This window comes from Xanthomonas arboricola pv. juglandis (genome assembly GCF_905367715.1).
GTDB classification, from domain to species: domain Bacteria; phylum Pseudomonadota; class Gammaproteobacteria; order Xanthomonadales; family Xanthomonadaceae; genus Xanthomonas; species Xanthomonas arboricola.
Window position 1 is genome coordinate 549,337 of sequence record NZ_HG999362.1, and the last position, 19,278, is coordinate 568,614.

The following is a 19,278-nucleotide window of genomic DNA, read 5'->3' on the forward strand; positions in this document are numbered from 1 at the left end:
CGGCCTGCGAGGAACTGACAGCCGGCCGGCAGGCCGGCGTGCGGGAATCGTGGCGCCGTACAGGGCACAGACGACAGCGCGTCCGTGCCTTGCGGTTTGCCTGGTGAGGCGGTGACTCAGACCTGGTCGGTCGGAAGCACGAAGACTTCGGCGATGTTGACGTTGGACGGTGCCTGCGCTGCGAACAGGATGGTGTCGGCAATATCCATCGGGTCCAGCATGCGAACCGTGCCGGCGTAACCGGCCATCATTGCCTGATATTCCGCGCTGGTGGTCTGTGCCGGAAGCTCGGTTGCGACGATGCCCGGTTGAATGCTGGTGACGCGGATGTTGTGCTTCTTGCCGACCTCCATCCGCAGGCCTTCGGTGAACGCGGTCACTGCAAACTTGCTTGCCGAGTACACCGCAAATCCCTGACCAAACACCTTGCGCCCGGCGATCGAGGAAGTATTGAAGACGTGGCCGGAATGTTGCTTGATCATCTGCGGCAGCACCGCTGCGGCCACGTTGAGCACGCCTTTGACGTTGACATCGATCATCTGTTCCCATTCGTCGGTATGGAAGTCATCGATGCCGGACAGCGGCATGATGCCGGCGTTGTTGACCAGCACATCGATTGCGCCATAAGCGGCGATCAGTGCTGCGACGCCGGCAGCGACCGAGTGCTTGTTGGCGACATCCATTTCCAGCACCACGGCCTGGCCGCCCGCCTGTTCAATGTCTGACTTCAATGCCTGCAGCCGGTCGATGCGGCGTGCGGCAATGCCCACCTTCATTCCTGCCGCTGCGAGTTTCTTTGCCGTTGCGCTACCGATGCCGCTGAAGGCGCCGGTAATCAGGGCCACTTTGCCGTGGAGCTCATTCGTTGACATGGACATTCTCTCGTTGGTTGTCGATGCGGGACTGGACGCGGGCAGTGCCCGTCCAAGCGGTTTTCAGCACCAGCGAGATGATATACATCATATACTTAGTTTCAATTACGCACCTTGAGGTAACTAGATATGGCAGACGAAACCACCACCCCGTGCAGCCTCACGCGGGTTGCCGATATCAGGACGGTGCTGGAGCCGATCGCCAACAAGTGGTCGATCATGATCATGACCGTGCTGTGCAATGGGCCCACGCGGTTCAACAACATCAAGCGGCAGCTGGACGGCGTGACCCACAAGTCGCTGACCGAAGCGCTGCGGCGGCTCGAGCGCATCGGCCTGATCAGCAGGGAAGTGATCTCCTCCTCGCCGGTGGCCGTGCAATATCGGCGCACCGCGCTGGGCGAGACGCTGGAAGCGCCACTGCTCGCGCTGCTGCACTGGTGCCAGGATCACGCCGATGAGGTGATTGCGGCCGAACGGCAGGGGGACGAGAGCAGTCACGCTGCGCCGTCGGCATCGGCAACCGCCTTGAAGGGATGAGCACTGCGGCACACCCGCACGTGTCCGCTGCGGCAACGTGCCGATGATGGAACGCCACGCTGCGGTCTTGCTGCCGGGCAGCCAGCGCGGCAGCAGCTAGGTGGCAGGTCGAGGGTTGCGACACGTCGTCGCCGTGCATGACGCGGTGGCCTGCCCGCCTGTGCCAGTCTGCATCGATGGGCCGCCCGTCGCGCTGCATCGGCGGCGTGCATCCATGCTGGCGCAGGGCGCGCGTGGCGATCTCCACTCCGATGCAGGCAAACGCTTGCGCCCATGCCGCCGGCCACCGGATCCCCGGCGATTCACCCAGAACGGCCGTGTGGCCTCACAATAGGCGGCCAGCTCCCAACCGATGTCGCCATGCGCAAGACCTACCAGCTCAACCTCGAAGGCAAGAACCGCGATCGTCTGCTGGAATCCAGCAAGCACGATATCCGCAAGTACATCCGCCGCGAGCGTCGCAAGGACTTGCCGGAAGGGGCGGATTATTGGGACTTCGACATGCGCTTCGGGGTGGACGAGGCCAGTGCTGCGCCGCTGCCGCCGGCCGAGCTGATCCGCTCGATCAATGCGCTCACCAGCGAAGGTGGCGAGCAGTTCTTCGTGGAAATCCTGCGCAAGCCCGGCAAGCGGACTCCGCGTGCCGATGGCGACAGCGCCCCGGGCGGCGAGCTGGATTTCGAGCAGGACTGAGTCCTCGCGTAGTGTCCGCCTTGGCGTGACGACAGCGCGTCAGGTGTCACGCAGCGCCTTCAGTTGGGCTTGCCTGCCTGCGTCGCCGCTGCGGCGCGTTGCTTGTCCTTCTTGCTCGGCCGCCTGCCCTTGATGCCGCCGTTGTCGTCCGCAGCGCGCGTGCCGGTCTTCGGCATCTGTGTTGCAGGCGCTGCTGTCACGGGGCTCGGCTCGAACCCGGCAAGCACGCTGGTCGGTACGCGCAGGCCCTGGCGTTTTTCGATCAAACGCCATTGCGGCTGGCTCTCTTCCGTGACGAAGCTGATCGCAAGGCCGCTGGCGCCGGCGCGTGCGGTGCGGCCGATACGATGGGTGTAATCCACCGTCGAGCGCGGCAGGTCGTAATTGATCACGGCCGGCAGCGCATCGATATCGATGCCGCGTCCGGCCAGGTCGGTGGCTACCAGCACCTGCAGCTCGCGCTGTTTGAAGGCGTGCAACGTACGCTCGCGGCGACCCTGGCTCAGTTCGCCGTGCAGCGGCTGCGCATTGATGCCGGTCTTGCCGAGTTTTTCGGCGACTTTTTCGGCGGTGTGCCGGCTGGCGACGAACACCAGCACATGCGACCAACCATGCTCCTGCAGCAGGTGGCGCAGCAGTTGCGTGCGCTGGCCGGCATCGACGGCGATCGCGCGTTGTTCGATCGCAGGCGCAGCCTCCGGGGTGGCGGCAACGGTGATGCGCAGCGGGTCGCGCAGGCGACGCTTGGCCAGCGAGGCGATGCCGGGCGGAAACGTGGCCGAAAACAGCACGCTCTGGCGCTGCGTCGGCAGCAAGGCCAGGATGCGATCGAGCTCGGCGCCGAAGCCCAGCTCGAGCAGACGGTCGGCTTCATCCAGCACGAGTGTGGCGACCTCGCTCAGGCGCAGCGCGTTGTGGTCGACCAGATCCAGCAGCCGCCCGGGCGTGGCGACCACGATATCGGCACCACCACGCAGGGCGAGCAGCTGCGGATTGATCGAACTGCCGCCGGTGGCCGCCACGATCTTGAGCCGCCGCGGCAGATGCGCGGCCAGTTGGCGCAAGGTGTCTTCGACCTGCGCAGCGAGTTCGCGCGTGGGCACCAGCACCAGCGCACCGAGCACGCGCGGCGCGGTGTCGGGCGCCAGGCAACGTTGCTGCAGCAGCGGCAGCGCATAGGCCAGCGTCTTGCCCGAGCCGGTCTGTGCCATCGCGATCAGATCGCGCCCCTGCAGCATCGGCGCAATGGCTTGCTGCTGGATCGGCGTAGGCGTGTGGTGACCGGCGCGAGTCAGCGCTGCGGTAAAGGCAGGCAGCAGCTGTGGCGATAGGTCGAGCTGGTCGAACGACATCGTGAAATCTCCGGGCACATGCGTCATTGTGGGCGATTGAAGCAATGACTGCGACGCAGCGGTGAGGTAACGACACCGATGGTTTTTCGCGGTGCCGTCAGTACCGCCATTTGCGCACCGTCTGTCTTCCCAGTCTTTCTTCCAGCAGCGCCTGGGCTGCCGCATCATCGTCGTGAATCTCGCCCAGGCAGAGCAGCATCAGCGCATCCAGATAGACGGCGACCGAATCGAACAGGCGCGTCAGCATCGCGCCATCGTCGTGGTCGAAGTAATACACCGCACCGTTGTCGCGATGGAAGCACCACAGATTGCCATTGCCCAGGTAGTCGCCGAACACGATCAGCGACGGGATCAAGGCTTGTTCTTCGGCGCTCGCCTCGATCTCGTCGATGCTCGGATAGGCCTGCTGCAGGGGTTCGATGCTGGGTGCGGTGTCGCCCGGCGTGCACAGCGTTTCGGCCAGTTCCAGGCAGCCGACTTCGCCGTGATAGCGGGCAAGCAGCGGCGGCAGCGCGCAGCCAAGGCGCGCCTGACACGCGAGTACGGCCTGCAGGCTGGCGGGTTGCGCAGCGTCATCGCCGAGAAGTGCGGCATACGCGGTGCAGACCTGTCGGTACCACTGCAGGCGTGCATCGTCATCGACAAGGTCCGGCCATGCCAGCGGCGGGCAGTCCGCTGGACGCCAGTCAGCGTCGGTCGCGGGTGTGTTCATGGGGCCTCCATGATGGCATTGCCGATCGGCGATGCCCGCGCGGGAAGTCCATCTCCCTGAGTGACAAATGTCCGCATCGCAACGCCTGGTGTCCGGCGCTCAAGTTTAGCGTGGAGTGCGTTGACTGACTCTGCCATGGCGCGGAAGGCGTCGTGGAGCACTGACACGCGTCCGGCCAATGCTGTCGTAGCACTGCCGCCCAGCACGGCGCGGCAGGCGATGGCGCAAGGCCGGTGTGGCGGCGTCAGTTCACACGGCCAGCGCCAGATCGTCCAGCAGTGCGCGCAGGAAGCGCGCGGCTTCGCCGCCGGTGGCGGCGCGGTGGTCAAAGGTCAGCGACAGCGGTATCACCTTGTGGGTTTCCACCCCGCCCATCACCGGGGTGAGCTGGTAACGCGCGCGGCCGGCGGCGACGATGGCCACGCATGGCGGCACCACCACCGGGGTGGCGTAGCGGCCGGCGAACATGCCGAAGTTGGACAGCGAGATGGTGTAGCCGCTGAGTTCGGAGGCGGCGATGCTGCGGTTTTCCACCTGCTGGCGCAGCCGGTTGACGCTTTCGCGAATGCCGTGCGCGTCGAGCATGTCGGCATTGCGCAGCGCGGGCACGAACAGGCCTTCTTCGGTATCCACCGCAATGCCGATATCCACCTGGGTGTGCAGGGTGCGGCTGAGCGCCTCGCCGTCGAACCAGGCATTGAGCGCGGGAACCGCCTGGCACGCCCGCACGATGCCGCGTACCAGCCGCACGGTGACATCGTTGCCGGGCTGCCAGGCGTGGATGTCGGCATCGTCGTTAAGCGTGGTCGGCACCACCTTGCTGTGCGCATCGGCCATGACCCGCGCCATGTTGCGACGCACGCCCTTGAGCTGTTCTGGCTGGCCTTTGGCGACCACGCCGGGCGACTGGGTACGCATCGGTTTGCCGCTGGCAGACAGCGCTGCACGCGGTTGCGCGTTGCCGGCTGCGCTGGTTGCCGAGTGCGTGCCGGCAGCGGCGTGCGGCGCGGTTGCTGGCGCGTTGCTGCCGTTGCTCGGCGTGACCGATGCGCCGGCGCGCGCTGCAGACAGCGGCGCGCTGCCGGCCGCGGCGGCCTGCTTCACATCCGCCATGGTCACCGTGCCATCCGGGCCGCTCGCGCGGATCTGGGCCAGGTCCACGCGCAGCTTGCGCGCCAGCGCGCGCACGGCTGGCATCGCGCGCACGCCGCCCACGGCGATCGCCTGTTCGCTCTGCACCGCGTTGGAGCTCTGCATCGCACCGACCACGGTACCGGCGTCGTCACGCTCGCTCCCGCCACTGGAATCGGCATCGGCAATCTCGCCGCCGTTGTCGGAGGCGACCACGCGCGCGGTCGGGCCGGCCGCGCTGTCGCCGGTGCTGGGCGTGTGCGTGGGTGCAGGGCCGTGCGAGTGCCCGGTGTCCTGGCCATCGGCGCGCTGCGGCTGCGAGGCGTCCAGCGCGAACTGCGCCAGCATCGCACCAGTGACGATGATGTCGCCGGCGGCACCGGCAAGTTTGGTCACGGTGCCGGAAAACGGCGAGGGCACCTCGACCACCGCCTTGGCGGTCTCCATCGAGACCAGCGGGTCGTCCAGGCGCACGCTGTCGCCCTCCTTGACGAACCACTCGACGATGGTGGCGTCGGGCAGGCCTTCGCCCAGGTCGGGCAGGTGGAAATTCTTGGCTTCGCTCATGGCAGGTTCTCTTGCGCCGCAGGCAGCGGCGGCGTGGTGTCGTCGAGGAGTTCGAGGTCGGCGGCCGGCAGCCAGCCCTGCATGCCATCGGCACGCTCGGACCACCACCAACCGCCATGTTCGTAATGCAGCAGCACGTCCTCGCCCTGGTGGGCATCGAGTTCGCGTGCGTCGTAGTCGCGCAGGGCTTCGGCCTGGCCGTCGCCCAGCGGGCGCAGCCAGGCCACCGGGGCCCAGCCGGCATGGCCGTCGCCGGTGTTGACCCAGGCGAAGGCCGGCCATTCCTCATCGCGCACGCCGATGGTCACCTGCTGACCAGCACGGAAGCGGATCGGGTTGGCGTACGCGGCGCGGTAATCGCAGAGCAGACGGGCGCGCATGTCAGCCGGCGGCCACCGCGCGACGGGCGGCGGTGACGATGCGCTCCACGCTCGGCAGGTACTTCATTTCCAGCCGGAACAGCGGGATATGCGTGTCGTAGCCGGTGACGCGTTCGACCGGTGCGAGCAGGTCGTACATCGATTTTTCCGCCAGCTGCGCGGCGATCTCCGCACCGAAGCCGGCGGTGCGCGGGGCTTCCTGCACGATCACGCAGCGGCCGGTCTTGGCCACCGATTCGGCAATGGTGTCGAAGTCCAGCGGGCGCAGCGTGGCCACGTCGATGACCTCGGCGCTGATGCCTTCGCCGGCGAGCTTGTCGGCCGCTTCCAGCGCTTCCTTGACCTGCGCACCCCAGGTGACCAGGGTGACGTCGGTGCCGTCACGCAGCACGAAGCACACGTCCAGCGGCAGCGCTTCGCCGTCGTTGGCGACCACTTCCTTGTACTGGCGGTAGATGCGCTTGGGCTCCATGTAGATCACCGGATCCGGGTCGCGGATCGCGGCCAGCAACAGGCCGTAGGCGCGCTGCGGCGAGGATGGCAACACCACGCGCAGGCCGGGCACGTTGGTGAAGATGGCCTCGTTGGCTTCGCTGTGATGTTCCGGCGCGCGGATGCCGCCGCCCCACGGCACGCGCAGCACCATCGGACAATGCAGGCGGCCGCGGGTGCGGTTGCGCAGGCGTGCGGCGTGGCAGATCAGGTGATCGACCATGGGGTACACGAAGCCGTCGAACTGCGCTTCGGCCACCGGCTTCATGCCCTGCGCGGCCAGGCCGACGCTCAGGCCGGCGATGGTGGTTTCATCCAGCGGCGTGTCCAGCACCCGCTCGCTGCCGAAGCGCTGCTGCAGGCCGGCGGTGGCGCGGAACACGCCACCGTTGACGCCGACATCTTCGCCCAGCACCAGCACCGCAGGGTCGTGTTCCAGCTCCCAGGCCAGCGCCTGGGTGATGGCTTCGATCAGGGTGATGGGCGAACTCATGGCGATCTCTCCGCGCGTGGCTGCGGCGTTGTAAGGGGCACTGGCCTGCTGCTGTGTCGCAGCCAGGTGTGACTGGTTGAGCTCATCCATGACGGGCCTCCTGTGCCATCACCTCGGCGCGCTGGGCCAGCAACTCGGCCGGCGGGTCGCCGTAGAGGTAATCGAACATCGCTTCCACCGGCTGTACCGGCGTGTTGAGGTAGGCGTTGACCTCTTCGTCCACGCGCGCGCCGCATTCGGCCTTCCAGGCGGTTTCCTGCGCCTCGTCCCACAGGCCCTGCGCGGTGAGATAACGGCGCAGGCGCAGCAGCGGCTCGCGCGCCCAGCCCTGCTTGACCTCTTCTTCGCCGCGGTAGCGCCGCGCATCGTCGGCGGTGGTGTGATCGGACAGGCGGTAGGTCAGGAACTCGATCACCGTGCCGCCGTCGCCGGCCAGTGCACGCGCACGCGCCTGGCGCATCGCCTCGAGCACTGCGATCAGGTCGTTGCCGTCCACCTGCAGGCAATGCAGGCCGCCGGCCAGGCCCTTCTGCGCCAGCGTCTGTGCGCCGGTCTGCGCCGAGCGCGGCACCGAGATCGCCCAGCCGTTGTTGATCACGCACAGGATCAGCGGCAGCTTGTAGGCGCCGGCCGAATTGAGCGCGGCATAGAAGTCGGTCTTGGAGCTGCCGCCATCGCCGCAGCAGGCCACAGCGACCTGCGGCTTGCCCTGCAGCTTGAACGACAGCGCCGAACCGGCCGCGTGCAGGCACTGGGTGGAGATCGGCACGCAGATCGGGAAGTCGATCGCCGCATCGGCATCGCGCGGATAGTCGCTGCCGCGTTCGTCGCCGCCCCAGTACAGCAGCACGTCGCGCGGGCGCACGCCGCGTTCGAACATGGTGCCGTACTCGCGATAGCTGGGCGCGAACACATCGCCGCTGCGCATCGATGCGCCGATGCCCACATGGGTGGCTTCGTGGCCGAGGCAGGCCGCATAGGTGCCCAACTTGCCGGTGCGCTGCAGCGCGACCGACTTGCTGTCGAAGGTGCGCACGAACAGCATGCGCTTGAACAGCGCGAGCAACTGTTGCGGGTTGGCGGCGTCGGCCGGCAGGTCGTCGCGGACGATCTGGCCGTCCGCATCCATGTATTGCAGATATTCGATCTCGAACTGCGCGGCTACGCTCATTGCGGCGACACCTTCACCAAGAAGTTTCAAATGATATGAGTTGCGATGTTAAGGACCACGCAGCAAAAAGCTGTCCTGCACCGCAGCACACAATGATGCTGGCTTGCACAAAAAAAAGGGCGCGGACCAGGCCGCGCCCTTTGTCGCAGTACAGAACTGCGACGTGTTGCACTGCAATCAGCGGCGGCCGGCGCCTCCACCGATCGGGGTGACGATCAGCGCCGTGTTGTCGGCCGGGTTGGCATCGGGCGAGGTCGAGCTGGCGCTGGCCTGCACCCGCACCGCGCGTTCGGCCGGGATCGGCTTTGCCGCGACGGTCAACTGGAACACGGCCTGCGCGCCCGGCTGCACTGCGGCGGCGGTGCTGCAGACAAACACTGCATTGCGCAACGACTGCAGTTGCTTGGCGCAACGCCAGCCGCTGGGCGGCACCAGCAGCGACAAGGCCGACACCGTGTTGCCTTCGATCCGCACGCTGGCACCGGTGGCCGCTGCGTTGCCGCGGTTGTCCAGCAACACCCGGTAGGTGGCGTTGAAGGCGGTGGTGGGCAGCGTGGCGGGGCCTTCCAGGCGCACTGCCAGATCGCTGCGCAGCGCTGGCTGCACACTGACTGCGGCGGTGTCGGTGTTGTTGTCCGGCTGCGGGTCGGGCGTTTGCGAGGCGACCGAAGCGGCCAGGGTCAGCGTGCGTCCTGCCAGTTCCGCGCCAGCGTCGACCTGCACGGCAAAGCGCTGTGCGTTACCGGCTGCCAGCGAGGCGATGGTGCAGGTGACCACCGTCTGCGTCGCGGTTTCCGGCGCCTGGCAGCTCCAGCCCGGTGCCGCGGTGACCCGTGGGCTGACCGCGGCATCGAAGGCCAGTGCCACAGCGGCAAACGCCGCGCTGTCGGGCCCACGGTTGTCCACATTCACACTGAAATCGATGCGCTCGCCTTCGGTGACCTGTGCGCGTGCCGCAGTGACCGTTGCGCCCAGGTCGGCACGCAACGCGGGCGCCATGCGCAACAGCACCACGGTGGGGTCGTGGTCGGACAGGCGCGTAGGCGTATTGGCATCGTTGCGCGCGGTACCGGGGAAGTCGGCATTGATACGTGCGTGGCCCACCGACAGCGAGGCGATGCCGGGTGCGCGCATCAGCGCCTCGTTGGCCAGGATGTGATCGAGCGACTGCACGTTGCCGTCGAAGGCGTACGAGTAGCTCTGGTCGGGCGTGTTGAACCAGGTCAGGTCGGTGTAGTCCGGGTTGACCAGGTCCGCGCCATCGCCGCTCACCACGGTCTGCGCATCCGGTGCCGGCCTGCCGGTGACGGTGCCCATCGCATCCACATAGCCGTCGTTGAACTCGAAGGCGTTGAAGTCGCCCATCACCAGCACCTGTTCGGCCGGGTCGAGCTGCTGGCGCGTCTGCAGCAGGCGCGCCAGGTACTCGGCCTGGGCCTGGCGTTTGGCGCGGATGCGGGTGCCGGCCGCATCGTCGGTCTCGGCGCCGTTGAGCGAGCGCTGATGCACCACGATGGCGGTCAGCGGCAGCACGCGGCCATCGGCCTGGTGCACACTGGCGCTGAGTACCAGCGGCGGGCGATCGTTGAGCAGGCTCACGCCACCGCCCGGTTCGGTCCAGGTGGTGGTCTTGCCTTCCTGGGCGATGGACACCACTTCCACGCGCGGCATGCCGGCCGACACCGTACCGGTCTTGACCAGGAAACCGACGTCGATGCCGCCGACGTCATTGCCTTCCTGCAGGTAGGCCACGTATTGCGGATTGGGCTGGCCGGAGGCGATGGCATCGGCGTTGATGCGCGCAGCCAGGGTCTGCAGCACGCTGATGTTTTCCACCTCCACCGTGCCCAGGATGTCGGGCGTGTGCAGGTAGTTGCGGATCGCCAGCGAGGCCTTGTTGAGGCGGGCCTGGAACGCGGCCGGGGTGAGCACCGGCTCGCCGATCGCCGGGTCGTTCTGGTCGTCGAAGAAGCGCTCCATGTTGTAGGTCGCCACGGCCACGTCGTCGGCCTGCGGCAACGGTGCCGGGCGCGGTTGGTCGGCACCGTTGCAGTTCACCTGCGGGGTGCGTTCCGGATACAGCGTGTAGCGGCGGAAGCTGTAATCCAGCGGGCCGGTGACATCCAGCACGACGCAGCCGGAGGCCAGATCCAGCCGTTCGGCGCCCACGCCGGCACTGCCGACGGCGATCACTTCCGGGTTGGTGTTCCAGCGCGGCACGCCGGCAGGCGAGCCGGCCGGCAGCGGGTCGGGCAACTGCACGCCGGGCTCGCGAAAGGCGCGCGGCAGGCCGGTCACCACTGCATGGAACACGCCATTGCTGGTGGCAGTGGCGTTGGTCTCGTTGACGCTGCCGCCGGTGGGCGCATTGACGGTGAGGCTGGCGGCGGTGACACGCATGCCTTCCAGCGCTTCGAGCTGATCAAAGGCGCCGTTCGGGTTGGGGAAGTTCGCGCTCAACGCCACCGGCATCGGCAACGGGTTGCCGGTGGAATCCAGCAGCACGGTCAGGCCGCCGCCGATCTCGGTCAGCGGCGGCTGGGTCGGGTCGGCGGTGGGCACGTACTCGAGCACCGTGCCCTGCACGCGCACCCGGTTGCCGATGGCGGCGGCATCCGGCGGTGCGCTGCCGGTGTAGACGTAGACGCCTTCGGAGGTGGCCGGATCGCCATCGGTTTCGGCATCCGCTGCCTGCAGGAAGAAGCCGGCGCTGCGACGGGCAGTGACGATGCCCGAGGTGGCGACCACCTGGCCTTCCAGCGGCGAGCGTGCGCCCTTGCCCTGGATGGCGTGGATCGGCAGCAGGCTGAAGTCGTCGTTGAGGATGGTGCCGGTGGCGCTCAGCGTGGCCGGCAACGCGCCGGTGAGGCCGCTGATCTGCAGCGCGAAGGTCTCGTCGGGTTCGGGTGTGGTGTCGCCCAGCACCTCCACGGTGATGCTGGCGCTGCGCTCGCCGGCGGCGATGCGGACGCTGGAGGCGGGCAGGGCGACATAATCGCTGCCGGCCGTGGCCGTGCCATCGGCGGTGGCGGCGGTGAAGCTCACCCCGCCCGCGCCGGCCGGCTGGCTCAAACTCAGCGTGAACACGAAACTGCGGCTGCCGCTGTTGCCTTCGGCCTGGCTGACGTCGGCCAGCGTGGCGATCGGCTGGCCGCCGCCGCTGCACAGCCGTGCGGGGCTGGCGGCGTTGCGCGGGGCCGGCGCGCCGGTGGCGAAATCGGCCGCGTTGTTGTCGGTGTCGGTGCAGCCATCGCCGCCGCGCAGCACTGCCAGCGTATTGCTGGGCGCCGGCGTGGGCGCATTGCCTTCGGCGCAGCTGGCGGTGCTGCCATAGCCGACCAGATCGGCATTGCCGGTGGGGCAGGCGCCGCTCAACGCGGAGGCGCTGTTGCTCAGCGCCACCTTGCCGGCGCCGCCGCCCATGGCGATGGTGCCGGTGGCATCGGGCGTGGGCAGCGCAACGCTGCCGCCGCTGCCATCGGCCTGCTTGACCAGGTAGTAGCCGCCGGCCGGTACGCTGCCTGCCAATGGCGTGACCTGCCAGCTGCTGCCGGCGGCCGAGGCATATTGCACCGACCAGCCGTCCAGGCTGACCGTGGTACTGCCGATGTTGTGCAGCTCGACGAAATCGCTGCGGAAGGTGGCACCGCTGTTGCCGCCACCGCCGTAGACCTGGCTGATGACGACCTGGGCATTGGCGTGGCCGGCAACCGCCAGCGCACAGAAAAGTAAGGCTGCACGACGCTGCAACACATGCATGAGATGAGAGTCCCCTGATCCATGAGACGTGAAGCGCTCCCCTGGTCCGGCCACGTCCCTGGCCGGCAGCGCCGTTCGATTCTGCATGAATTTGCAGACCTTGGTTGACGATACGGTGACACCTGCGCAGCGGCTGCGACGACGCGGTCGAAAGCGGCAGGATTTTTCAGGTATGAAGTACCGGTCGCGTACGCCACGGCATCGTCAGGCTGCCAAGTAAGCAGGCCACCCCGGCAAACCGGTCGCTGCTACGGCAGCGCGCTGCCGCGACATGCATCAAGGCCGCGCGCTGCAACTCCTGCCTCCCGAATCCCGAATCCCGATTCCCGATTCCCCCCAATCCCCAATCCCCAATCCCCAATCCCCGCCACTGAGCTACCCTGACCGGCCCGATCCACCTGCACTGCCATGCCCGTCGACAAGAATCTGCGTGACCTGGAACCCGGCATCCACACCGATCTGGAGGGGCGGCTGACCTACGGCGGCTATCTGCGGCTGGACCAGTTGCTGTCGGCGCAGCAGCCCCTGTCCGAACCGGCGCACCACGACGAGATGCTGTTCATCATCCAGCACCAGACCTCCGAGCTGTGGCTGAAGCTGCTGGCGCACGAGCTGCGCGCAGCGATGGTGCACCTGCAGAACGACCAGGTCTGGCAGTGCCGCAAGGTGCTGGCGCGCAGCAAGCAGGTGCTGCGCCAGCTCACCGAACAGTGGTCGGTGCTGGAAACGCTGACGCCGAGCGAGTACATGGGATTCCGCGATGTGCTGGGCCCCTCGTCAGGCTTCCAGTCGCTGCAATACCGCTATATCGAGTTCCTGCTCGGCAACAAGAACCCGCAGATGCTGCAGGTGTTCGCGTATGACCCGCAGGGGCAGGCGCGGCTGCGCGAGGTGCTGGAAGCGCCCAGCCTGTACGAGGAGTTCCTGCGCTACCTGGCACGCTTCGGGCATGCGATTCCGCCGCAATACCAGGCCCGCGACTGGACCTGCGCGCATGTGGCCGACGACAGCCTGCGCCCGGTGTTCGAGCGCATCTACGAAAACACCGACCGCTACTGGCGCGAGTACTCGCTCTGCGAGGACCTGGTGGATGTGGAAACCCAGTTCCAGCTCTGGCGCTTCCGCCATATGCGCACGGTGATGCGGGTGATCGGCTTCAAGCGCGGCACCGGCGGGTCCAGCGGCGTGGGCTTTCTGCAGCAGGCGCTGGCGCTGACGTTCTTCCCGGAGCTGTTCGACGTGCGCACCTCGGTGGGCGTGGAAGGTCGTGAGCCGGTGGGTGGTGGCCGCGGCGACCCTGAAAAGGGCTGAGCGGGTCGCTACGGGCGTCATCCCCGCAGACCGGCCGCCATCAGGCCGGCGAGTCCTGCGAATTTGACGCGTACATGACGTCTAAGTGATCCTCGCGCGTCTCCCGGGGTACGCTCCGGGCACCCAGCCATTACTGAATACGCAAGGGACATTCCATGAGCGTTGACGCTACCGCGCCGACTTCCGCCGCCACTCCGCCGCCGCCGGCACCGCCCGAGTTCCCCACGCTGCTCGGTCATCCCCGGCCGCTGTGGATGCTGTTCATGACCGAATTCTGGGAACGCTTCGCGTTCTACGGCATTCGTTGGGCGCTGGTGCTGTACATCGTGGCGCAGTTCTTCAACGGCGATGCCACCGGCCAGGCGCCGGCCGGACGCACCTATGGCGCCTATCTGGCGCTGGTGTATGCGGCAGCGATCTTCGGCGGCTACGTGGCCGACCGCGTGCTCGGCTACCAACGCTCGATCCTGGTCGGTGCGGCCGTCATGGCCACCGGCCTGTTCCTGATCGCCATTCCCGACCACACCATGTTCGAGATCGGCCTGGCCACCGTGGTGGTGGGCAACGGGCTGTTCAAGCCGAACATCTCCACCATGGTCGGCAAGCTGTATTCGGTGGCCGATCCGCGCCGCGACAGCGGCTTCACCATCTTCTACATGGGCATCAACCTCGGCGCGATGATCTCGCCGGTGCTGACCCAGTTGCTGGCCGAAAAGGTGTTCGGCACCCAGGCAATGCCGTCCTACAAGATGGTGTTCATGGCCTCCGGCGCGGGCATGCTGATCAGCCTGGTGTGGTTCTGGATCGGCCGCGCGCAGCTCAAGGGCATCGGTGCACCGGCGCCGAACGCGCAGGGCATCGGCCGCGTGCTGATGGTGCTGGTCGGCTGCGTGCTGGCGATCCCGGTGGTGTACTTCCTGCTCGCTGTCGGCGCGGACGTGCTGCAGATCGTGCTGACGGTGTTGTTCGTCGGTCTGTCGGTGATGCTGCTGGTCGAAGGCATCCGCGAAGGCAAGGTGCAGCGCGACAAGGTGATCGCGATGCTGATCATCTTCGCCTTCAACGTGCTGTTCTGGATGTTCTTCGAACAGGCCGGCAGCTCGTTCACCTTCCTGGCCGACAACATCGTCGACCGCGGTTTCGGCGACTGGACCTTCCCCACCGCCTGGTTCCAGTCGGTGAACTCGATTGCCATCATCACGCTGGCACCGATCATCGCCTGGATCTGGGTCAAGGCCGGCCGCTTCAACCCCTCGATTCCGCGCAAGTTCGGCCTGGGCCTGCTGTTCAACGGCCTGGCGTTCCTGCTGCTGATGTTTGCACTGTCGAGCCTGGTCAACGATGCTGGCAAGGTGCCGTTCTGGACCTTGTTCATGGTGTACGTGATCCAGTCGGTGGGCGAGCTGTGCCTGTCGCCGATCGGCCTGTCGATGGTGACCAAGCTGGCGCCGGTGCGCCTGGTCGGTTTCGGAATGGGCGGCTGGTTTTTGTCCACCGGCATCGGCAACAACCTGTCGGGCATTTTCGCCGGGCATGTCAGCGGAAGCGAAGGGATGAGCGTGTCCTCGGCCCTGAGCGGGTATACCTTCGGATTTTGGGCGCTATTGGGCGCTGGCGCGGTGTTGTTCCTGATCGCGCCGTTGATCAACAAACTGATGCATGGTGTGAAGTGAGGAGAACAGCAATGCCGATCAAACCCACTGTCTGTGGCCTGCTGCTGGCAGGTCTGTTGAGCGCCTGCGGGCAGCCCACCGAGCAACAGGAGGCGCCACGGCCGCTGGATACCTCGATGCAGAAGCCGCCCAGCGCCGATCCCAGCCAGCCGGTGTCCTCGGGCAATACGCCCACCGCGGCGGACATCGCCGCGGCGGCGGCGCTCAATGCGCAGTACGACCCCTCGCGCGATCCGGCCGCCGATCTGGAGACCGCCAAGGTGGAGGCCAAGCGCGGCGGCAAGCGCATCGTGCTCAATGTCGGCAATGCGGCCTGCGAGCCGTGCAAGGCGCTGGACGAACTGATGGGCGGCGATGCAGAGCTGCGCAGCTTCCGCGATGCGCACTTTGTGGTGGTCAAGGTCAATCGCGATGCGGCCAACGAGAATGCCGCGTTCCTGTCGCAGTTCGCCCAGCTCAACGACTATCCGTCGCTGCTGGTACTGGACAACGACGGCAAGCTGCTGACCACCCAGACCGGCCCGGACCTGCGCAAGGGCGAGGGCTTCGATCGCCGGAAGCTGTTCGACTTCCTCAAGCAGTGGGCGCCGCCGCAGGCCTGATCCGTCGTTGCCGTGGCATGCAAAAACCCCCGCACTGCGGGGGTTTTTTTTAGTCCTTGCCGGCCATGCGCGGCAGCCCGTCCTTGGCCAGCCGGTCGATCAGCTTTTCCAGGATCTGCTGCTCCTCGGCACTGAACACCGACATCAGCCGCTGTTCCATCTCGTTGACCAGCGGGGCGACGGTCTCGTAGACCTGGCGGCCGGCCGGCGACAGTGCCAGCATCGAGCGGCGGCGGTCGTCGCCGTGGGTTTCGCGGCGGATGAAGCCGCGCTCCAGCAGGCGCGCCACGGCGCGGCTGACTGCAACTTTATCCATCGCGGTGCGGTCGGAGACCTCGCTGGCCGAGGAACCCGGATACAGCGCCAGGATGGTGATCACCCGCCACTCGGGAATGGCCATGCCGTAACGATCGCCGTAGACCTTGGCGATATTGCTGCTGATGCGGTTGGACAGCACGCTCAAGCGATACGGCAGGAACTGCTCAAGGTTGAGCAGCACAGGATGTGGCGGCGGGGTGGGGGCGTCGAGATCGCTCATGTTGCACTGTGTCTTGATTTTGGTTTCATTTGCAACTACAAACCTTGGGTGGCCTGCGCATTCTCGCGGGTCTTCTGCCACCCCGCATAGCCCTGCGGACGGCCTAGCGTGGAGAAACGACGATGAGCGCACAACCGAGCAGTACCGCAACCCGCCCGAACCTGGGCATGCAGGTCACCACCTTCGACAATCCGATGGGGATCGACGGGTTCGAATTCGTCGAATTCGCCGCGCCCGCCGAGCAGGCAGCGCAACTGCACGACTACTTCCGCAAGATGGGCTTCAGCGCGGTGCTGCGCCACCGCAGCCGTGCCATTACCGTCTATCGCCAGGGCGGGGTCAACTTCCTGCTCAACGAAGAGCCCGATTCGTTTGCCGCCGATTTCGCCGCCGCGCACGGCCCGAGCGCTTGCGGCTTTGCGATCCGCTTCCGTACCCCGGCCGAGACGGTGCTGCAGACCGTGCTGGGCAACGGCGGCGAAGCGGTGCAGGACAAGGCCGACACCCGCGCCGTGCCGGCCCCGGTGGTCAAGGGCATCGGCGACTGCATGCTGTATCTGGTCGACCGCTACGGCGATGCGGGCAGCATCTACGACGCCGACTACGAGCCGATCGAAGGCGCCGACCAGCACCCGGCCGGCTTCGGGCTGACCTTCATCGACCACCTGACCCACAACCTGTACTTCGGCAACATGCAGCGCTGGTCGGACTATTACGAGCGCCTATTCAACTTCCGCGAGATCCGCTACTTCGATATCAAGGGCGCCAAGACCGGCCTGGTGTCCAAGGCGATGACCGCCCCGGACGGCATCGTGCGCATTCCGCTCAACGAATCCTCCGACCCCAAGAGCCAGATCAACGAGTATCTGGATGCCTACCACGGCGAAGGCATCCAGCACATCGCCTGCTTCACCGACGACATCTACAGCTCGGTGGAAAAGATGCGCGAGGCCGGCGTGACATTCCTGGACACGCCGGACACCTATTTCGACGTGGTGGACCTGCGCATCCCCGACCACGGCGAGGATGTCGAACGCCTGCGCCGCAACAAGATCCTGATCGACGCCGACGTGGACACCAAGCAGCGCAAGCTGCTGCAGATATTCACCCAGAACTGCATCGGCCCGATCTTCTTCGAGATCATCCAGCGCAAGGGCAACGAGGGTTTCGGCGAAGGCAATTTCCAGGCGCTGTTCGAGAGCATCGAGCGCGACCAGATGAAGCGTGGGGTGCTTTGAGGGCGGGGATTGGGGATTAGCTGTTCGGGATTTGTGGTTGGTGCCGTTAACTGCGTCGGTGCGGGTTTGAGTGGTGCAAAGTGTTGTGGTGCCCAGCCTGGCTGCCCGTCACGTCGGATGTAGTTCCGGTACGGATCCAACGAAGCGGGCGGCAAGTGGTCGCAATCAAGCGCGCTCAGGCAAGGTGTTTTTCCGACAACACAAAGCAACGAAGACGCACGTTGTTAAAGCCCCTCTTCCCGCGGGAGAGGGGCTTAATCCGCCAGGCTTAGCTCTTCTTCGGTAGGAAAGCGGCCTGATTCAACTCAATCCCAACCTTCTGCATCCGGGGAGGGAGGGCCAAGATCCGGACGCATGCCATGCATAACAACCAGCACTACATGACCGGTTTCGGCAACGCGTTTGCGACCGAGGCGGTGGCCGGTACCTTGCCGGTGGGGCAGAACTCGCCGCAGCGCGTGGCGCACGGGTTGTATGCCGAACAGTTGTCCGGCACCGCGTTCACCGCGCCACGCAGCGAGAACCGGCGCAGCTGGCTGTACCGCATCCGCCCGGCGGCCGTGCATGGCAGTTTCTCCCTGGTCGAACAGTCGCAGCTCCACAACGATTTCGGTCGCGGCCCGGTGCCGCCGGATCAACTGCGCTGGAGCCCGTTGCCGCTGCCGTCCACGCCAACCGATTTCGTCGACGGTCTCTACACCATGGCCGGCAACGGCGGGCCGGAGGCGATGTCCGGGGTCGCCGTGCATCTGTATGCGGCCAACGCGTCGATGCACGATCGCTTCTTCTACGATGCCGACGGCGAGCTGTTGCTGGTGCCGCAACTGGGCCGCCTGCGCATCCATAGCGAGCTCGGTGTGCTGGAGCTGGAGCCGCAGCAGATCGGGGTGATACCGCGCGGTGTGCGCTTCCGTGTCGAGCTGCCCGATGGCGAAGCGCGCGGCTATGTCTGCGAAAACTTCGGCGCATTGCTGCGGCTGCCCGACCTGGGGCCGATCGGCTCCAACGGGCTGGCCAATGCGCGCGACTTCGAAACGCCGCGTGCGGCCTACGAACAGCGCGAAGGTGCGTTCGAGCTGGTGGCCAAATTCCAGGGCCATCTGTGGCGTGCGGACATCGGCCACTCGCCGCTGGACGTGGTGGCCTGGCATGGCAACTACGCGCCGTATCGCTACGATCTGCGCCGCTTCAACACCATCGGCTCGATCAGCTTCGATCATCCGGATCCGAGCATCTTCACCGTGCTGACCTCGCCCAGCGACACGCATGGCACGGCGAACATGGATTTTGCGATCTTCCCGCCGCGCTGGCTGGTGGCACAGCACACCTTCCGCCCGCCGTGGTTCCATCGCAATGTGGCCAGCGAGTTCATGGGGTTGGTGCACGGGGTCTACGACGCCAAGGCCGACGGCTTCGCGCCGGGTGGTGCCTCGCTGCACAACTGCATGAGCGGGCATGGCCCGGATGCGGCGACCTTCGACAAGGCCTCGCATGCAGACCTGACGCGCCCGGATGTGATCGCCGACACCATGGCCTTCATGTTCGAAACGCGTGCGGTGCTGCGCCCCACCCAGCAGGCCTTGCAGGCCGCGCACCGGCAGGGCGACTACCAGCAGTGCTGGTCCGGATTACGCGCGGCGTTTCAGTCGTCCGGCTCAGAAGGTACGCAGTAAATCAGGCAGCTGGGCGAGTGTGCTGATCAGGCACTACGGCAGTCAGAAGTCGCAGGTGTCGGATCGGGGGTTCCGGTTGTC

16 protein-coding genes are annotated in these 19,278 nt (G+C 66.4%); 7 read left to right on the forward strand and 9 right to left on the reverse strand.

The features are described 5' to 3' along the window. Positions 1-116: 116 nt before the first annotated feature. Positions 117-872: an SDR family oxidoreductase gene (locus tag KHN93_RS02285; RefSeq protein WP_244812190.1), complete on the reverse strand. Its 756-nt coding sequence runs from the start codon at positions 870-872 to the stop codon at positions 117-119. Positions 873-1,001: 129 nt separating this feature from the next. Here KHN93_RS02285 and KHN93_RS02290 point away from each other — a divergent pair, with 129 nt between their 5' ends. Together KHN93_RS02290 and KHN93_RS02295 are read left to right on the forward strand one after the other, a co-directional pair. Next, on the forward strand, positions 1,002-1,412 hold the full coding sequence (locus KHN93_RS02290) for a winged helix-turn-helix transcriptional regulator (protein WP_104561245.1): 411 nt from the start codon (positions 1,002-1,004) through the stop codon (positions 1,410-1,412). 360 nt (positions 1,413-1,772) lie between these two features. Further along, positions 1,773-2,105, forward strand: a complete 333-nt coding sequence (locus KHN93_RS02295) for a DUF6172 family protein (protein ID WP_047127928.1) — start codon at positions 1,773-1,775, stop codon at positions 2,103-2,105. A 59-nt stretch (positions 2,106-2,164) separates the two neighbouring features. On the opposite strand, the gene KHN93_RS02300 is transcribed toward KHN93_RS02295, so the two are convergent. From KHN93_RS02300 to KHN93_RS02330, 7 genes are all read right to left on the reverse strand, one after another. After that, positions 2,165-3,457, reverse strand: coding sequence for a DEAD/DEAH box helicase (locus KHN93_RS02300; RefSeq protein ID WP_211921849.1), 1,293 nt, complete (start codon positions 3,455-3,457; stop codon positions 2,165-2,167). A 97-nt stretch (positions 3,458-3,554) separates the two neighbouring features. Next, the gene (locus KHN93_RS02305) at positions 3,555-4,169 is read right to left on the reverse strand and encodes an SMI1/KNR4 family protein (RefSeq protein WP_102250774.1); all 615 of its coding nucleotides are present in this window, start codon (positions 4,167-4,169) and stop codon (positions 3,555-3,557) included. Between the two features lie 249 nt (positions 4,170-4,418). Next, positions 4,419-5,867: a dihydrolipoamide acetyltransferase family protein gene (locus KHN93_RS02310; protein ID WP_211921850.1), complete on the reverse strand. Its 1,449-nt coding sequence runs from the start codon at positions 5,865-5,867 to the stop codon at positions 4,419-4,421. Next, positions 5,864-6,247 carry an SH3 domain-containing protein gene (locus tag KHN93_RS02315; protein WP_016901649.1) on the reverse strand — a complete coding sequence of 128 codons (384 nt, stop codon included), beginning with the start codon at positions 6,245-6,247 and terminating at the stop codon, positions 5,864-5,866. Before KHN93_RS02315 ends, KHN93_RS02310 begins: the two co-directional genes overlap by 4 nt. Position 6,248: 1 nt before the next feature. Beyond that, positions 6,249-7,322, reverse strand: coding sequence for an alpha-ketoacid dehydrogenase subunit beta (locus tag KHN93_RS02320; RefSeq protein WP_039515775.1), 1,074 nt, complete (start codon positions 7,320-7,322; stop codon positions 6,249-6,251). Then, positions 7,315-8,403, reverse strand: coding sequence for a pyruvate dehydrogenase (acetyl-transferring) E1 component subunit alpha (gene pdhA / locus KHN93_RS02325; RefSeq protein WP_016901647.1), 1,089 nt, complete (start codon positions 8,401-8,403; stop codon positions 7,315-7,317). Before pdhA ends, KHN93_RS02320 begins: the two co-directional genes overlap by 8 nt. Positions 8,404-8,580: 177 nt before the next feature. Then, a complete protein-coding gene (locus KHN93_RS02330; RefSeq protein WP_211921853.1) occupies positions 8,581-12,162 on the reverse strand; it encodes a lamin tail domain-containing protein in 3,582 nt (1,193 codons plus the stop codon). Positions 12,163-12,570: 408 nt separating this feature from the next. Here KHN93_RS02330 and KHN93_RS02335 point away from each other — a divergent pair, with 408 nt between their 5' ends. The 3 genes from KHN93_RS02335 to KHN93_RS02345 all read left to right on the forward strand — a co-directional run bounded on the left by KHN93_RS02335 (position 12,571) and on the right by KHN93_RS02345 (position 15,748). Further along, positions 12,571-13,473 carry a tryptophan 2,3-dioxygenase gene (locus tag KHN93_RS02335; RefSeq protein WP_039531404.1) on the forward strand — a complete coding sequence of 301 codons (903 nt, stop codon included), beginning with the start codon at positions 12,571-12,573 and terminating at the stop codon, positions 13,471-13,473. Positions 13,474-13,628: 155 nt separating this feature from the next. After that, positions 13,629-15,146, forward strand: coding sequence for a peptide MFS transporter (locus KHN93_RS02340; RefSeq protein ID WP_039517133.1), 1,518 nt, complete (start codon positions 13,629-13,631; stop codon positions 15,144-15,146). Positions 15,147-15,157: 11 nt separating this feature from the next. Then, a complete protein-coding gene (locus KHN93_RS02345; RefSeq protein ID WP_016901644.1) occupies positions 15,158-15,748 on the forward strand; it encodes a thioredoxin family protein in 591 nt (196 codons plus the stop codon). 49 nt (positions 15,749-15,797) lie between these two features. Here KHN93_RS02345 and KHN93_RS02350 read toward each other — a convergent pair whose 3' ends face one another. Then, positions 15,798-16,286, reverse strand: coding sequence for a MarR family winged helix-turn-helix transcriptional regulator (locus KHN93_RS02350; protein ID WP_024938218.1), 489 nt, complete (start codon positions 16,284-16,286; stop codon positions 15,798-15,800). Positions 16,287-16,408: 122 nt separating this feature from the next. Between KHN93_RS02350 and hppD the strand changes: the two genes are divergently transcribed. Both hppD and hmgA read left to right on the forward strand, forming a co-directional pair. After that, positions 16,409-17,524: a 4-hydroxyphenylpyruvate dioxygenase gene (hppD, locus tag KHN93_RS02355; RefSeq protein WP_024938217.1), complete on the forward strand. Its 1,116-nt coding sequence runs from the start codon at positions 16,409-16,411 to the stop codon at positions 17,522-17,524. A gap of 359 nt (positions 17,525-17,883) precedes the next feature. Beyond that, positions 17,884-19,197, forward strand: coding sequence for a homogentisate 1,2-dioxygenase (hmgA, locus tag KHN93_RS02360; protein ID WP_211921855.1), 1,314 nt, complete (start codon positions 17,884-17,886; stop codon positions 19,195-19,197). Positions 19,198-19,278 lie beyond the last annotated feature (81 nt).

What these genes read in the sequence shown, in the direction of transcription:
- KHN93_RS02285 (WP_244812190.1), bottom strand. Translation starts at nt 872, where the DNA reads ATGTCAACGAATGAGCTCCACGGCAAAGTGGCCCTGATTACCGGCGCC.
- hmgA (WP_211921855.1), top strand. Translation starts at nt 17,884, where the DNA reads ATGCATAACAACCAGCACTACATGACCGGTTTCGGCAACGCGTTTGCG.
- KHN93_RS02330 (WP_211921853.1), bottom strand. Translation starts at nt 12,162, where the DNA reads ATGCATGTGTTGCAGCGTCGTGCAGCCTTACTTTTCTGTGCGCTGGCG.
- KHN93_RS02300 (WP_211921849.1), bottom strand. Translation starts at nt 3,457, where the DNA reads ATGTCGTTCGACCAGCTCGACCTATCGCCACAGCTGCTGCCTGCCTTT.
- KHN93_RS02310 (WP_211921850.1), bottom strand. Translation starts at nt 5,867, where the DNA reads ATGAGCGAAGCCAAGAATTTCCACCTGCCCGACCTGGGCGAAGGCCTG.
- KHN93_RS02350 (WP_024938218.1), bottom strand. Translation starts at nt 16,286, where the DNA reads ATGAGCGATCTCGACGCCCCCACCCCGCCGCCACATCCTGTGCTGCTC.
- KHN93_RS02335 (WP_039531404.1), top strand. Translation starts at nt 12,571, where the DNA reads ATGCCCGTCGACAAGAATCTGCGTGACCTGGAACCCGGCATCCACACC.
- KHN93_RS02320 (WP_039515775.1), bottom strand. Translation starts at nt 7,322, where the DNA reads ATGGATGAGCTCAACCAGTCACACCTGGCTGCGACACAGCAGCAGGCC.
- KHN93_RS02290 (WP_104561245.1), top strand. Translation starts at nt 1,002, where the DNA reads ATGGCAGACGAAACCACCACCCCGTGCAGCCTCACGCGGGTTGCCGAT.
- KHN93_RS02295 (WP_047127928.1), top strand. Translation starts at nt 1,773, where the DNA reads ATGCGCAAGACCTACCAGCTCAACCTCGAAGGCAAGAACCGCGATCGT.
- pdhA (WP_016901647.1), bottom strand. Translation starts at nt 8,403, where the DNA reads ATGAGCGTAGCCGCGCAGTTCGAGATCGAATATCTGCAATACATGGAT.
- KHN93_RS02345 (WP_016901644.1), top strand. Translation starts at nt 15,158, where the DNA reads ATGCCGATCAAACCCACTGTCTGTGGCCTGCTGCTGGCAGGTCTGTTG.
- KHN93_RS02305 (WP_102250774.1), bottom strand. Translation starts at nt 4,169, where the DNA reads ATGAACACACCCGCGACCGACGCTGACTGGCGTCCAGCGGACTGCCCG.
- KHN93_RS02315 (WP_016901649.1), bottom strand. Translation starts at nt 6,247, where the DNA reads ATGCGCGCCCGTCTGCTCTGCGATTACCGCGCCGCGTACGCCAACCCG.
- KHN93_RS02340 (WP_039517133.1), top strand. Translation starts at nt 13,629, where the DNA reads ATGAGCGTTGACGCTACCGCGCCGACTTCCGCCGCCACTCCGCCGCCG.
- hppD (WP_024938217.1), top strand. Translation starts at nt 16,409, where the DNA reads ATGAGCGCACAACCGAGCAGTACCGCAACCCGCCCGAACCTGGGCATG.